Raw genomic sequence first — 15,488 nt, forward strand, 5'->3', positions numbered from 1 at the left:
ACTGTAACGACGGTTTACTCTCAGTTTAGAGAGATGCCCACTTTGGTGGGTAATTGGCTGTTCGTTTTTTGATTGATGAAAGAACCCAGAGCTGATTACTCTGGGTTTATCTTTGGGACTATATTGGTGGCCCATCCCTAAATCCCTTCCCCAAGGGAATGGACTTTTAATTTCGATTTTTTTTTTAGAATCCCAGGTTTAAATTTCAGATGCTGAACGCAAAGCCGATATGTCACTTTCGATTTCGATTTCATGCGTTAGACTCTTAATCTTGAGTTTAGAACCGTTAACCGCAAACTTAACGAGCGTGGGTTAATAAACGGTAAGGATTTTTACGAGTCCAAAAAAATCTAGCAACTAATTAATCGTGATATTTTTCCCACCTATTAGTTTGTATTTTGTTTTGCTCTTTTCTCCCATTTTTTCAAATAGGTTTGATTCCAATCCTTTTTTCAAATCTCTACTCGCGGTTGAAGATGAAATATTTTTGAAAACATCCATATACTCCTTTCTTGAAAACTCAATTTTATTTAAGGATATGAAATATCCAAGTCGCTCTTGCTCATTTAGAGTTCGGTTATTGAAATCTAACAATTTATTTAATGAAGCGTCAATGACGTTTAGCATGTATTCAATAAATTTGGTTGATTGTCCGGCTTTATCACTCAGGGCTAACGCGCTGTAATATTTTTCTTGGTCATTGCTAATCATGGTCTCAAAAGGAAGAAACTCAAAAACAGGATATTTTTGCATTAGAATCAATGTTTGCCAGAGCCTTCCCATTCTTCCATTACCATCCATAAAAGGATGAATGAACTCCATTTCATAATGAAAAACACAACTTTTGATTAGGACAATTTCTTCTGAGTCCTTTAAATATTCAAAAAGGTCCTTCATTAGGAAAGATACATTTTTAAATGGAGGCGCCAAATGTTGAACTTTTGAACCTTTTACGATGCCAACGCTCTGCTTTCTGTATCTTCCCGAAGCTTCAATTAGAAGTTTCATTAAATTCTGATGTGCTTTTAGGAATGATTTTTCATTGTTGGGATTGTAATGTCCTAAATTTTCATAAATCTCGATTGCATTTAAGACTTCGAGAATATCTTTTTCTGGCCCGATGACTCTTTTATTTTCAATTAGAGCTGTGACCTGTTCTTCAGTGAGACTATTGCCCTCAATTTTCAAGGAGGCGTGAATCGTTTTTATTTTGTTCTGTTTTCTTAATTTAGGAGAGGGTCTATTCAAATAATTAGCATTAATTTCTCCGACTTTCTCAGAAATAGACGTGATGCATTTTAAAATTTCAGGCGTTATTTCGTACGGAGGCTTCATGTTTATAGTGTCATTTGATAGTATCAAATATACAATCATTAGCTATGAATTTTTAACTGAAACCAGGATTTTTTAAATGGGGGCAGTTTGCTGTCAGTTTTCAGTCCTCAGTCTCCAGTCTTCGTCTTCATCTCCCGTCTCCCGTCTCCCGTCTCCCGTCTCCCTCTTTTTCCCCCTTTTTTCTGCGTTAATCCGCGAAATCTGCGGGATAAGCCAACGTTCCCTCTATATTTCCCGCAGATCACGCAGATAGCCGCAGATTGCTCTTCAATTTCTCCCGATAGCTAACGGGATCATCTTCGCCTTCATCTTCATCTTCGTCTTCGTCAGACCTACAAGGAACCCTCGTGCCTCGGGAATACCTTGCAGGTCAAATTTTATTTTACCACGTATTTTTCAACTTCAACTTCAACTTCAACTTCATCTTCATCTTCATCTTCATCTTCATCTTCATCTTCATCTTCGTCTTCGTCTCCCGTCTCCCGTCTCCCGTCTTCCGTCTCCCTCTTTTTCCCCCTTTTTTCTGCGTTAATCCGCGAAATCTGCGGGATAAGCCAAGTTTCCCTCTATAGTTCCCGCAGATCACGCAGATAGCCGCAGATTGCTCTTCAATTTCAATTTCAAGTTCAACTTCAACTTCATCTTCATCTTCATCTTCTCCCGATAGTTATCTGGATCGTCTTCGTCTTCATCTCCCGTCTCCCGTCTTCCGTCTCCCTCTTTTTCCCTCTTTTTTCTGCGTTAATCCGCGAAATCTGCGGGATAAGCCAACGTTCCCTCTATAGTTCCCGCAGATCACTCAGATAGCCGCAGATTGCTCTTCAACTTCTCCCGATAGCTAACGGGATCATCTTCTCCCGATAGTTATCGGGATCATCTTCATCTTCGTCTTCGTCAGACCTACAAGGAACCCTCGTGCCTCGGGAATACCTTGCAGGTCAAATTTTATTTTACCACGTATTTTTCAACTTCAACTTCAACTTCAACTTCAACTTCAACTTCATCTTCATCTTCATCTTCATCTCCCGTCTCCCGTCTCCCTCTTTTTCCCCCTTTTTTCTGCGTTAATCCGCGAAATCTGCGGGATAAGCCAACGTTCCCTCTATAGTTCCCGCAGATCACGCAGATAGCCGCAGATTGCTCTTCAACTTCTCCCGATAGCTAACGGGATCATCTTCTCCCGATAGTTATCGGGATCATCTTCATCTTCGTCTTCATCAGACCTACAAGGAACCCTCGTGCCTCGGGAATACCTTGCAGGTCAAATTTTATTTTACCACGTATTTTTCAACTTCAACTTCAACTTCAACTTCATCTTCATCTTCATCTTCATCTTCGTCTTCATCTTCGTCTTCGTCTCCCATCTCCCGTCTCCCGTCTCCCGTCTCCCTCTTTTCCCCCCTTTTTTCTGCGTTAATCCGCGAAATCTGCGGGATAAGCCAAGGTTCCCACTATAGTTCCCGCAGATTTCGCAGATAGCCGCAGATTGCTCTTCAATTTCTCCCGATAGCTAACGGGATCATCTTCGTCTTCGTCTTCATCTTCGTCTCCGTCTTTCTTCCGTGTAAATCCGCGATATCTGCGGGCCAAACAGACATCTGCCACTCGATATTTCCCGCAGATCCCGCAGATCTTCGCAGACTTCTCTTCAACTTCTCCCGATAGCTATCGGGATCAAGTTCAAGTTCAAGTTCAAGTTCAAGTTCATCTTCATCTTCATCTTCGCCTTCATCTTCAACTTCATCTTCATCTTCGTCTTCGTCTTCGTCTCCCGTCTTTCAAAATAACATACAGCTTTCAGTCAAAGCGCCATTATCTTCACATTTTAATTACCTTTGTAGCAACTCAAAAATATACCCAAAATGCCTGAAAAATTAATAGCACCCTCAATTCTTGCCGCCGATTTTGGCAATCTGCAACGCGATGTGGAAATGGTAAACAATAGCGATGCCGATTGGTTTCATATTGATGTGATGGATGGGCACTTTGTGCCTAATATTTCCTACGGCATGCCAGTGATTGAAGCCATTAAAAAACATGCCAAAAAGCCTTTGGACGTACATTTGATGATCGAAAAGCCAGAGCGCTATATTGAAGAATTCGCTCGCGTGGGTGCGGATATTATAAGTGTGCACTACGAATCTACGGTGCACTTACACCGAACTCTCTGTCAGATTGAAGATGCCGGTTGCAAGCCTGCAGTCGTGTTGAATTTGACCACACCAGTTTCTGTATTGGAGGATATTCTGCCTAAATGCTATATGGTCTTATTGATGTCGATCAACCCTGGATTTGGCGGACAAAAATTCGAGCAAATGACCTACAATCGTATTAAAAAACTCCGTAAAATGATCGATGATCAAGGTTTAGACACCTTAATCGAAATTGATGGCGGCGTGACCAACCTAAATGCCAAACAATTGGTGGATGCGGGCGCCAATGTGTTTGTCGCGGGAAGTTATATTTTTAAGAGTGCCAATCAACCTGAAACCATTAAGAGTTTGAGGACTTTGGTTAATTCCTGATTTGAAATTGGGTTTAGGTCTCGTTGAATTCATGGGGCAAAGCAGGTGTGTTCTTAATTAAGTTTTTACATCAACTTACGGTTGAAGACTTAAGACTACTGCGTTGCAGGACATAAGACCTAAGACTAAATTGTGACTGATTGTAAATTAGGTTTTCAGTAGATTATATTGGGCAGAGATTGATAGAACGCTGATGACACGGATTCAACTGATTTACGCTGATTTTGATTCGTATTGTTTGATACCATTCGACTGAATAATGATGATGGTGGGTTAGTGTTTAACTTACAACTAGAATTTTAATAGTATTGCGATTCAAAAAAAGTAGCCACGAATTGCACGAATTATCACGAATTTTTTATCTGTTTTCTATGCCTATTCTGATTGGGCACTATCTATTTCACGAATAAAGGAGGCTTACTGTTTTTAAGGACATTTGAATCCGTTTTTCTGAATCCGTTTATTGATTTTGATCACTGTTGAACTGTAAGGAATCAAGTACAAAGTGCAAATCAATGTCGTGAGTGGTAGTCAATAGAACGCAGATGACAGAGATTCAACTGATTTACGCTGATTTAGATTCGTGATGGTTCATACCATTCGGCTGAATAATGATGATGGTGGGTTAGTGGTTAACTTACAACTTGAGTTTTAAGAGTATTCTGATTCAAAAAAAATAGCCACGAATTACACGAATTATCACGAATCTTTGCGTGTTTTCTATGCCTATTCTGATTGGGCACTATCTATTTCACGAATAAATGAGGCTTACTGTTTTTAAGGACATCTGAATCTATTTATTGATTTTGATCACTGTTGACCTCTAAGGAATCAAGAACAAAGAGCAAATCAGTGTCGTGAGTGGTAGATGAATAGAACGCTGATGACACGGATTCAACTGATTTACGCTGATTTAGATTTGTATTGTTTGATACCATTCGACTGAATGGTTAGCTATTCAAAATTAATGGGCTGTCACTCAAATGCGAATGGGAGCCAAATTCTTGAATTGGGATTACGCTTGGGATCATGTTTAACTTACAACTTGAGTTTTGAGAGTATTCCGATTAAAAAAAAATAGCCACGAATTGCACGAATTATCACGAATCTTGATGTGTTTTCTATGCCTACTCTGATTGGGCACTATCTATTTCACGAATAAAGGAGGCTTACTGTTTTTAAGGACATTTGAATCCCTTTATTGATTTTGATCACTGTTGACCTTTAAAGAATCAAGAACAAAGAGTAAATCAGTGTCGTGAGTGGTAGATGAATAGAACGCTGATGACACGGATTCAACTGATTTACGCTGATTTAGATTTGTATTGTTTGATACCATTCGACTGAATGGTTAGGAATTAAAATTTATGGAGCTGTCGCTCAAATGCGAATGGGAGCTAAATTCTTGAATTGGGATTGCGCTTGGGTTAGTGTTTAACTTACAACTAGAGTTTTGAAAGTATTGCGATTCAAAAAAAGTAGCCACGAATTGCCCGAATTATCACGAATTTTTTATCTGTTTTTCATGCCTATTCTGATTGGGCACTATCTATTTCACGAATAAATGAGGCTTAATGTTTTTAAGGATATCTGAATCTGTTTATTGATTTTGATCACTGTTGATCTGTGAAAAATCAAGAACAAAGAGCAAATCAGTGTCGTGAGTGGTAGACAAATAGAACGCTGATGACACGGATTCAACTGATTTACGCTGATTTAAATTCGTGATGGTTCATACCATTCGACTGAATAATGATGATGGTGGGTTAGTGGTTATCTTACAACTAGAGTTTTGAAAGTATTGCGATTCAAAAAAAATAGCCACGAATTGCACGAATTATCACGAATCTTGATGTGTTTTCTATGCCTATTCTGATTAGACACTATCTATTTCACGAATAAAGGAGGCTTACTGTTTTTAAGGATATCTGAATCCTTTTATTGATTTGGATCACTGTTGATCTGTGAAAAATCAAGAACAAAGAGCAAATCAGTGTCGTGAGTGGTAGTCAATAGAACGCAGATGACACTGATATAACTGATTTACGCTGATTTTGATTCGTGATGGTTCATACCATTCGACTGAATAATGATGATGGTGGGTTAGTGGTTAACTTACAACTAGAGTTTTGAAAGTATTGCGATTCAAAAAAAAGCCACGAATTGCACGAATTATCACGAATTTTTTATCTGTTTTCCATGCCTACTCTGATTGGGCACTATCTATTTCACGAATAAAGGAGGCTTACTGTTTTTAAGGATATCTGAATCTGTTTATTGATTTTGATCACTGTTGATCTGTGAAAAATCAAGAACAAAGAGCAAATCAGTGTCGTGAGTGGTAGTCAATAGAACGCAGATGACACTGATATAACTGATTTACGCTGATTTAGATTCGTGATGGTTCATACCATTCGACTGAATAATGATGATGGTGGGTTAGTGGTTAACTTACAACTAGAGTTTTGAAAGTATTGCGATTCAAAAAAAATAGCCACGAATTGCACGAATTATCACGAATCTTGATGTGTTTTCTATGCCTATTCTGATTAGACACTATCTATTTCACGAATAAAGGAGGCTTACTGTTTTTAAGGACATTTGAAACCGTTTATTGATTTTGATCACTGTTGATCTGTGAAAAATCAAGAACAAAGAGCAAATCAGTGTCATGAGTGATTAATAAATAGAACGCAGATGACACTGATATAACTGATTTACGCTGATCTAGATTCGTGATAGTTCATACCATTCGACTGAATGGTTAGCTATTCAAAATTAATGGGCTGTCACTCAAATGCGAATGGGAGCTAAATTCTTGAATTGGGACTACGCTTGGGTTAGTGGTTAACTTACAACTAAAGTTTTGAAAGTATTCCGATTAAAAAAAAATAGCCACGAATTGCACGAATTATCACGAATCTTTACGTGTTTTCTATGCCTATTCTGATTGGGCACTATCTATTTCACGAATAAAGGAGGCTTACTGTTTTTAAGGATATTTGAATCCGTTTCTCTGAATCTGTTTATTGATTTTGATCACTGTTGATCTGTGAAAAATCAAGAACAAAGAGCAAATCAGTGTGATGATTGGTAGATGAATAGAACGCTGATGACACTGATATCACTGATTTACGCTGATTTAGATTTGTATTGTTTGACACCATTCGACTGAATGGTTAGCTATTCAAAATTAATGGGCTGTCACTCAAATGCGAATGGGAGCTAAATTCTTGAATTGGGATTACGCTTGGGTTAGTGTTTAACTTACAACTAGAGTTTTGAAAGTATTGCGATTCAAAAAAAATAGCCACGAATTACACGAATTATCACGAATCTTGATGTGTTTTCCATGCCTATTCTGATTGGACACTATCTATTTCACGAATAAAGGAGGCTTACTGTTTTTAAGGATATCTGAAACCGTTTATTGATTTTGATCACTGTTGATCTGTGAAGAATCAAGAACAAAGAGTAAATCAGTGTCATGAGTGATTAATAAATAGAACGCAGATGACACTGATATAACTGATTTACGCTGATTTAGATTTGTATTGTTTGATACCATTCGACTGAATGGTTAGCTATTCAAAATTAATGGGCTGTCACTCAAATGCGAATGGGAGCTAAATTCTTGAATTGGGATTACGCTTGGGTTAGTGTTTAACTTACAACTAGAGTTTTGAAAGTATTGCGATTCAAAAAAAATAGCCACGAATTGCACGAATTATCACGAATCTTGATGTGTTTTCTATGCCTATTCTGATTGGACACTATCTATTTCACGAATAAATGAGGCTTACTGTTTTTAAGGACATTTGAATCCGTTTTTCTGAATCCCTTTATTGATTTTGATCACTGTTGATCTGTGAAAAATCAAGAACAAAGAGCAAATCAGTGTCGTGAGTGGTAGTCAATAGAACGCAGATGACACTGATATAACTGATTTACGCTGATCTAGATTCGTGATGGTTCATACCATTCGACTGAATGGTTAGCTATTCAAAATTAATGGGCTGTCACTCAAATGCGAATGGGAGCTAAATTCTTGAATTGGGATTACGCTTGGGATAGTGTTTAACTTACAACTAAAGTTTTGAAAGTATTCCGATTCAAAAAAAGTAGCCACGAATTGCACGAATTATCACGAATCTTTACGTGTTTTCTATGCCTATTCTGATTGGGCACTATCTATTTCACGAATAAATGAGGCTTAATGTTTTTAAGGATATCTGAATCCGTTTTTCTATATCCGTTTTTGATTGTGATAAAGACCCTCCAAATGCCAACCCCCTGGCCCCTCGCGGGAGGGGAATTGTTTGGGGGTTTTGATAGAATTCTTTAGACATAATTGAAAGTCCACGTATGTTCATGATTGACAAAGAATATGATGACGAGATACTTGCTGCGGGTTTCTTGTCAATGATAATCCTAATTATTTGTATTTTAGCTTATTATGAAAACAACCACGAAAGCCTCCCCTCCAGGGAGGGGATCAAGGGGTGGGTCGCACTATGAGAAAAATAATAAAATATAACTCTTACCTAGTGGCGTTTGCAAAGAAGCTTCGCAACAACATGACTTTGGGAGAAATCATATTATGGCGCGAAATAAAGGGTAAAAAAACCGGCGTGAGATTCAGTAGGCAAATCCCTATTGACCAATATATTGTGGATTTTTATTGTAAAAACTTACACTTGGCTATTGAAGTGGATGGCAGCATACATTTTGAAGAAGGACAACAAGAAAAAGACGCTATTCGTCAAAAAAGATTGGAGGATTTGGGAGTGGTTGTAATAAGGTTTAGCGATTTAGATGTAAGGAATAATCTTAGCTGGGTGTTGCTAAATATTGAAGAAACAATTAAGGAGATGAAAACGCATTGCTAGCCCACTGAATACCCACCCCTGGCTCCTCCCGGGAGGGGAATTGTTTGGGGGGGGTTTAGTAGGATTCTTATTTAATCGTGGAGTTTATGAATTAGAGATACTATGCCTCATTGAAGACCGGAGACTGAGCACTTAATACTGCAACTGAAAACTGAAGACTGCGAACTGCGAACAGCCAACTGAGCACTGAATACTGCAACTGAAAACTGATAACTGCGAACTGCTAACTGAAGACTGAAGACTGGAGACTGAGCACTGAAAACTGCCAACTGAAAACTCACTCATTCCCACCATAGCCATAGCCGTAGCCATAATTGTAAGAGTAGCCGTAGGCTTTACTGGATCCCACGCCGTTGATGACGTAGGCCATGTTCTTTAACTTCCCGGCATTGTTCAGGCCTTTTGAGAATTCCAATAGGTTCTTTTCGGTGTAATCGGCGCGCACCAAATAAATGGTGGCGTCGGCCAAACGGGAAATCAATAAGGTATCGGTAACGAGTATGGTTGGTGCTGTATCTACTATGATATAATCATAAATGGCTCTGGCTTCAGTAATCAATTGTTCAAAACGACCGTTGGTTAATAATTGGGTGGGGTTTGGGGGAATGCTTCCAGACAATAATATATCGTGATTAGGATGCTTTTCAAAGCCATGAATGATTGCAGCTTTCCAATCTGAGCTGTCATCATGAAGAAAATTGGAAAGGCCAACTTCATTTTTTTCATGAGCCACGTAACTATGGATCTGAGGATTTCTTAAATCGGCACCAATGAGCAACACTTTTTTATTGATGCTGGAGAGTGCCAAAGAGAGATTCATACCCACGTAGGTTTTCCCCTCCCCTTTGATGGTGGACGTGCAGTAAATTACTTTGCCTTGATCGGAATCGGTTGCAGGTAAGATGTAATTGACATTGGCCGATAGAATTCTAAAGGCTTCCGATTGTACGGAGCGGTCTGTAGGATTATCAAAAACCAGCTTATCGCCTTTGATACGCGGCAATTCAGCCAAAATAGGGATGTCTCCAACGCTATTGACCACATCATTTTTCCCCTTGATCTTAGTATTCAGTAAATTAAAACCATAAATGGCCGCAAATGGAACGGCAAGCCCTGCAATGAGCGCCATTAAATAGATGTTTCTCGAATTGGGCGAAATGGGACCTCCAGAGGATAAGGCATACTCCACCACTTTAATTGAGGGCTCGGTAATGGCCAGATTTATGGCGGCTTCCTCACGCTTCTGCAACAGGAATAAATACAAGGTTTGTTTGATTTCCTGCTGACGGATGCGAGAACGCATGAGCTTTTCCTTTAAAGGCAAACTAGAGACTTGTCCAGCATATCTTTGATTTCTTTTGACCAACTGTTGTTTGGAAGCATTCAACTGTGCCTTATAAGAGTCGATGGAGGCATTTATGTTGCTCTTGACGTTTTTCAGTTTATCATTAAGAATCTTTATAGTGGGGTTATTCTCCCCGCCACTTACCGCAAAATTGTCGCGCTGTAAGACGAGCTCATTGTACTGGTCTATTAGCCCATTGATATTATTATCTCCAATCCCTATATTGGCCGGAAGTAAATCAGATTCAGCATTATCTGCCCCAAGCGTTTCTTCCAACAGGTCGGTAATGATCAATTGGTTCTCCACGTCAAAGACTTGACCTTCAGCCATGGTTTGCTGTGTCAAACTCACTTCGGCATCGGACTCTAAATTGATAAAATTATTGGATCTTTTAAAATCCTTGATGTCCACTTCAATGGAATCCAATTCCATCGCCAAAGATTTAAAACGTTCGTCAATAAAATCTATGGTACGCTTTGAAATCTGTTGCCTATCATTAATCCCATCGCGATTGAATACATCGATGACCGCATTCAAAGTGCGTTCAGATCGGGTCCAACTTTGGCTGGAATGGCTCAATTTCAAGAGATCACTGCCTTTGCCTAACATACTCACATTCAATGCGCCTTTAAGCTTTCTTGTAGCCCCGGCTAACGGACTCAATCGCAACAAGTATGAGTGACCAAGATAGGGCTTCGCCGCTTCCCCATTCTCAAATTGCAATTCAAAGGGCAAATCATGCGCAACATTATAGGAATTGTAATTCCCAATCAGGGTAGCGTTTTCAGAAGCACCTTCAAACACATTGAAGCCATTTTTGTTTACTTCAATTCGATATTGCCTGTAGTTGCTGATACTATCATTAGGAATTGTTTTAACAAATTTGAAAGGAAACTGGTTAATTTCAGTAGTCAACACATTGCCTACCTCATAAAAGCCCATGGTCAAATCCAATTGCTTGACCGCTTGTTCAATAATTCGGTAGGATTTTATGATCTCGATTTCATTCTCGAGATTGATGTTAGATCTATTGAACACAAAAGCAGAAGAGGGCAACTCCAGTCCCTTGCCTTTATCGAGAATCTTTATTTTGGCAGTAGATGAATAAATGTTCGGGGTGTAGCGTAAATAGAGATAGGCGCCCAATAAAGCCAATACTATACAAATAGCGAACCAGTACCAATACCTTAAATATTTGATAATCTCACTTTTGATGACTTCACCCTGATCATTCTTTTGAGCAGTCATTGATTTTTGGTCTTGATTCATAATTATCTCGTGATTAAGACTATCGTTGTGAAAAGAATGGACACCACGGAGAGCAGCGTTCCCACATTGCCAATAAAGCCTGCACTTTTGACTCTTGGATCATTTGGATTGACCACAATGACATCATTGGGTTTCACATGGTAGAAGTCGCTATTCAAAAAGTCTCCCGAAGTTAAATCTACAGTCCCGATTTGGCGGTTGCCATCCAACTCCCTAATGATCTTGATATCTTCCCGTTTTCCGTTGATGGTTAAATCACCGGCATAGCCTATGGCTTGCAAGAGAGTGATATTTTGTTCAGTAAAGGTATAAACCCCTGGAGAATTAATTTCGCCAAGTATGGTTACCTTAGCATTCAGTAAGCGTACGTTCACTGTAGGAGCCTTCAGCAAGCCTTTAGATTCCAACATTTGTTTTATATATTCCTCTAATTCCAATACGGTTTTATCCTTTGTGGATATGCTCCCTAGCTGTGGAAAGCTAATGCTGTTTTCGTTGGTAACCAAATAACCCTCCAACTGTATCAATTCTATACCACCTCCACCGCCTTGCCCACCCGCAGATCTGTTGAAAGGGATCGCCGTTTCTTCTATCAAGGCGCCAACCGTAATCCTTAAAATATCGTTGGGTTGAATTTTCGTCGTGCCATAAGACAGCTCAGAATTATCGAATTTACTCGCATCCTGTAAATAGAGGATTTCTTTTTTTGAGGCACAGGAAGACAATAGAGTACCTACAAGGAGCATGATGACTAAAACGTTGAATTTCATTAAGGCTGTTTTGAATGCTTGCAAATATAACCGCAAAATAGAGATTCGCAAAAGTTAAGGTCTAATTTAGAGTTTGTAGTTTTTTACAGCATTGAGCAACTGTGGCAGCCCACCTTTGATCATGAGCCAATTGTAAATAAAAAGCACGGAGTAGAGTAGCATGCCTACTAGCGCCAAAGCCATAAATTGGTAGTGAATGTCAAAATCCCGCATGGCATAGGCAAAAGCGACGAGCATGAGATTGAGGATCACAATATACATCGTGGTTTGCACATGGCTAAAACCCAAACCTAGAAAGCGATGGTGCAAATGATTGTTATCTGCCGAAAACGGACTCTTTTTCAATAGCACCAATCGAATCATAAAAATCCTAAAGGTATCCAACAACGGAAAGAATAAAATGGCGAGCACCATGATTGGTGCTGAATTAGAAAATTCGGAAGCTGGAGTGGACTGCGTGCTCCCAATAAAGCGCACCGCAAAAAAAGCGAGTAGAAAGCCAATAATCATGGACCCTGTATCGCCCATAAAGATCTTCTTATGCTTTGAAAAGTTAAGTCTCAAAAAGGGAATCAAGGCTCCTACAGTGCCTACAGCTACGGTAGACATTGTTACGTCATCTATTTTAATGGCGATGAATGCAAAAGCGCCTGAACCCAAAAGCGCTAAACAGCCTGCCAAACCATCCACCCCGTCAATAAGGTTATAGGCATTGATGACCAAAAGATAGACAAATAAGGTAAAAGCAACTGAAACCCAATAAGGCATAATGGTCACGCCGAAAAGTCCCGAAAGCCCCAGAATGCGCGTATCCGTAAAAATGATCAAGAGCATTGCTGCCAAAAATTGGCCAAACAATTTCTTGGTTGGCGAGAGGATCAACAAATCGTCTTTTAGACCTAAAAAGAAGAGTATGGTCAAACTGCCCAAAATGAGCAGTAAAATCTTGGTATCCAAAAGCCCGCCCAGCATGGTAATCACAACCACTAAACTGATGAAGATTCCAACACCGCCCAAAGTAGGTGTTTTCACGGAATGGATGCTGCGATCTCCAGGTTCATCCATAAGGTGTTTGGCCTCGGCAATATTAAAGATGGCAGGAAAGGTGCTCATCGAAACCATAAACGCTAAAAAGAAAGCCAAAATGAGCCAAAGTTCCAAGTGCTCCAATGGATTAAAATAATTGAGAATTTCCTGTATCATTATAGGTATGTTGAACTAGGAATCAATAAATAAGATTCGAATTACCGGCACAAATATAGTAGGAAAGTATGATTAATATGAAAAAATCGGTTGTAATTCAAATAATTGACATGAACGGAAGATGAAGTTGAACTTGAACTTGAACTTGAACTTGAAATTGAACTTGAAGACGGAAGATGAAGATGAAGATGAAGATGAAGATGAAGATGAAGATGAAGAGGAAGATGAAGTTGAACTTGAAATTGAACTTGAACTTGAAGACGGAAGATGAAGATGAAGACGAATTTGAACTTGAAATTGAACTTGAACTTGAACTTGATCCCGATAGCTATCGGGAGAACTTGAAGACGGAAGACGGAAGATGAAGAGAAGACGAAGAGAAGTCTGCGGCGATCTGCGTGAGCTGCGGGAAATATCGGGAGAAGTTGAAGTTGAAAAATACGTGGTAAAATAAAATTTGACCTGCAAGGTATTCCCGAGGCACGAGGGTTCCTTGTAGGTCTGACGAGGTTGAAGATGAAGTTGAAGTTGAACTTGAACTTGAACTTGATCCCGATAGCTATCGGGAGAACTTGAACTTGAAGAGAGGTCTGCGCCGATCTGCGTGATCTGCGGGAAATATTTAGTTGCGGTTGTTTGTTTAGCCCGCAGATTTCGCGGATTTACGCGGAAGAAAGACGAAGGCGAAGATGAAGTCGATCCCGATAGCTATCGGGAGAAGATGAAGACGGAAGATTTAAGACGTAGGACGTAGGACTAAATTGTAACTAATTTGAAATTATCTATTCCTGTATACTCATTGCTCTATTTTAGGACGTAGGACGGGGAATGAAGATGAAGTTGAAGATGAAGATGAAGACGAAGTTGAACTTGAACTTGAACTTGAAGACGGAAGATGAAGACGAAGTTGAACTTGATCCCGATAGCTATCGGGAGAACTTGAAGAGAGGTCTGCGGCGATCTGCGTGATCTGCGGGAAATATCGAGTGGCGGTTGTTTGTTTAGCCCGCAGATTTCGCGGATCTACGCGGAAGAAAGACGGAGACGAGGTCGAAGTCGATCCCGATAGCTATCGGGAGAAGATGAAGACGGAAGATTTAAGACGTAGGACGTAGGACTAAATTGTAACTAATTTGAAATTATCTATTCCTGTATACTCATTGTTCTATTTTAGGACGTAGGACGGGGAATGAAGATGAAGTTGAACTTGAAATTGAACTTGAACTTGATCCCGATAGCTATCGGGAGAAGTTGAAGTTGAAAAATACGTAGTAAAATAAAATTTGACCTGCAAGGTATTCCCGAGGCACGAGGGTTCCTTGTAGGTCTGACGAAGATGAAGTTGAACTTGAACTTGAAGAGAAATCTGCGGCGATCTGCGTGATCTGCGGGAAATATGGAGTGGCGGATGTTTGTTTAGCCCGCAGATTTTGCGGATTTACGCGGAAGAAAGACGAAGACGAAGACGAAGACGAAGACGAAGACGAAGACGAAGACGAAGATGAAGATGAAATCGATCCCAATAACTATCGGGAGAAGATGAACTTAAATTGAAGACGTCGTACGACGAAGGTTTAGAACAATAATAAGCTAGTTTGTAGCTGAAAGGCTTATTTCTTGAACCACTGGGGGATTTTGGAAAGGTTTTTTAAGAGGATGACTTTGAAGGGTAGGGAGAGTCCGTTGGATTTTGAGGCGCGGTAGTCTTCTTTGGTCTTTTGGATGAGATTTTTGAGGCTTTTGTTGCTGGCACCACCTAGCCTCATTTTTGTGATGGTTATTGGCACATACTGAAATGAATAGCTTGGATCTCGAAAGACCCTTAAGATGAAATCGTAATCTGCCGCGATTTTGTAGCCCAAGTTAAAACCGCCTTTTTGGAGATAGACCTCTCTTTTTAAAAATAAGGTGGGGTGCGCCGGCATCCAGCCGCGTTGTAGGAGTTTATTTTGAAAAACCTGGAATTCCTACAAAAAGCGTGACTATTTTTATTAAGCCGCTTTATTGATTAAATTTTCTAATTCTAGTTGCATTTCCAATGGTGTTCTATACCCCAAGGTTGAATGGATCCTTTTGGTGTTGTACCAGCTTATATATTCTACCAGGCACGCATGCAGCTGTTCACTCGACGCAAATCTATATCTATTTGTAC

10 protein-coding genes are annotated in these 15,488 nt (G+C 39.7%); 3 read left to right on the plus strand and 7 right to left on the minus strand.

From position 1 onward, the window contains the following. Positions 1-357: 357 nt before the first annotated feature. Positions 358-1,335: a Fic family protein gene (locus ESY88_RS08780; protein ID WP_147086512.1), complete on the minus strand. Its 978-nt coding sequence runs from the start codon at positions 1,333-1,335 to the stop codon at positions 358-360. A 1,413-nt stretch (positions 1,336-2,748) separates the two neighbouring features. Further along, positions 2,749-2,940, minus strand: a complete 192-nt coding sequence (locus tag ESY88_RS20960; protein ID WP_189702561.1) for a hypothetical protein — start codon at positions 2,938-2,940, stop codon at positions 2,749-2,751. A gap of 257 nt (positions 2,941-3,197) precedes the next feature. On the opposite strand from ESY88_RS20960, the gene rpe reads away from it, so the two are divergent. Both rpe and ESY88_RS08805 read left to right on the plus strand, forming a co-directional pair. Beyond that, positions 3,198-3,860, plus strand: a complete 663-nt coding sequence (gene rpe, locus ESY88_RS08800; RefSeq protein WP_147086435.1) for a ribulose-phosphate 3-epimerase — start codon at positions 3,198-3,200, stop codon at positions 3,858-3,860. 4,514 nt (positions 3,861-8,374) lie between these two features. Continuing rightward, entirely contained in the window at positions 8,375-8,749 is a 375-nt protein-coding gene (locus tag ESY88_RS08805) for an endonuclease domain-containing protein (RefSeq protein ID WP_147086434.1), read from the plus strand. 277 nt (positions 8,750-9,026) lie between these two features. On the opposite strand, the gene ESY88_RS08810 is transcribed toward ESY88_RS08805, so the two are convergent. From ESY88_RS08810 to ESY88_RS08820, 3 genes are all read right to left on the minus strand, one after another. Further along, positions 9,027-11,363, minus strand: coding sequence for a GumC family protein (locus ESY88_RS08810; RefSeq protein WP_147086433.1), 2,337 nt, complete (start codon positions 11,361-11,363; stop codon positions 9,027-9,029). Positions 11,364-11,365: 2 nt separating this feature from the next. After that, positions 11,366-12,133 (minus strand): polysaccharide biosynthesis/export family protein, encoded by a 768-nt coding sequence (locus ESY88_RS08815; protein WP_147086432.1) that lies wholly within the window; start codon positions 12,131-12,133, stop codon positions 11,366-11,368. 66 nt (positions 12,134-12,199) lie between these two features. Next, positions 12,200-13,336 carry a glycosyltransferase family 4 protein gene (locus ESY88_RS08820; RefSeq protein WP_147086431.1) on the minus strand — a complete coding sequence of 379 codons (1,137 nt, stop codon included), beginning with the start codon at positions 13,334-13,336 and terminating at the stop codon, positions 12,200-12,202. A 1,380-nt stretch (positions 13,337-14,716) separates the two neighbouring features. Between ESY88_RS08820 and ESY88_RS20965 the strand changes: the two genes are divergently transcribed. Next, entirely contained in the window at positions 14,717-14,890 is a 174-nt protein-coding gene (locus ESY88_RS20965; protein ID WP_189702562.1) for a hypothetical protein, read from the plus strand. A 56-nt stretch (positions 14,891-14,946) separates the two neighbouring features. Here ESY88_RS20965 and ESY88_RS08830 read toward each other — a convergent pair whose 3' ends face one another. Both ESY88_RS08830 and ESY88_RS21870 read right to left on the minus strand, forming a co-directional pair. Next, entirely contained in the window at positions 14,947-15,261 is a 315-nt protein-coding gene (locus ESY88_RS08830) for a glycosyltransferase family protein (protein WP_147129032.1), read from the minus strand. Positions 15,262-15,327: 66 nt separating this feature from the next. After that, the coding region (locus ESY88_RS21870; RefSeq protein WP_147088277.1) for an IS3 family transposase at positions 15,328-15,488 on the minus strand (161 nt) is incomplete at its 5' end.

The sequence above is a fragment of the Subsaximicrobium wynnwilliamsii genome, from assembly GCF_007997225.1.
GTDB lineage: Bacteria > Bacteroidota > Bacteroidia > Flavobacteriales > Flavobacteriaceae > Psychroserpens > Psychroserpens wynnwilliamsii.

Excerpts from the sequence above, each read along its gene's own strand:
- ESY88_RS08780 (WP_147086512.1), bottom strand. The coding sequence starts at position 1,335 with ATGAAGCCTCCGTACGAAATAACGCCTGAAATTTTAAAATGCATCACG.
- rpe (WP_147086435.1), top strand. The coding sequence starts at position 3,198 with ATGCCTGAAAAATTAATAGCACCCTCAATTCTTGCCGCCGATTTTGGC.
- ESY88_RS08805 (WP_147086434.1), top strand. The coding sequence starts at position 8,375 with ATGAGAAAAATAATAAAATATAACTCTTACCTAGTGGCGTTTGCAAAG.
- ESY88_RS08810 (WP_147086433.1), bottom strand. The coding sequence starts at position 11,363 with ATGAATCAAGACCAAAAATCAATGACTGCTCAAAAGAATGATCAGGGT.
- ESY88_RS08815 (WP_147086432.1), bottom strand. The coding sequence starts at position 12,133 with ATGAAATTCAACGTTTTAGTCATCATGCTCCTTGTAGGTACTCTATTG.
- ESY88_RS08820 (WP_147086431.1), bottom strand. The coding sequence starts at position 13,336 with ATGATACAGGAAATTCTCAATTATTTTAATCCATTGGAGCACTTGGAA.
- ESY88_RS08830 (WP_147129032.1), bottom strand. The coding sequence starts at position 15,261 with ATGCCGGCGCACCCCACCTTATTTTTAAAAAGAGAGGTCTATCTCCAA.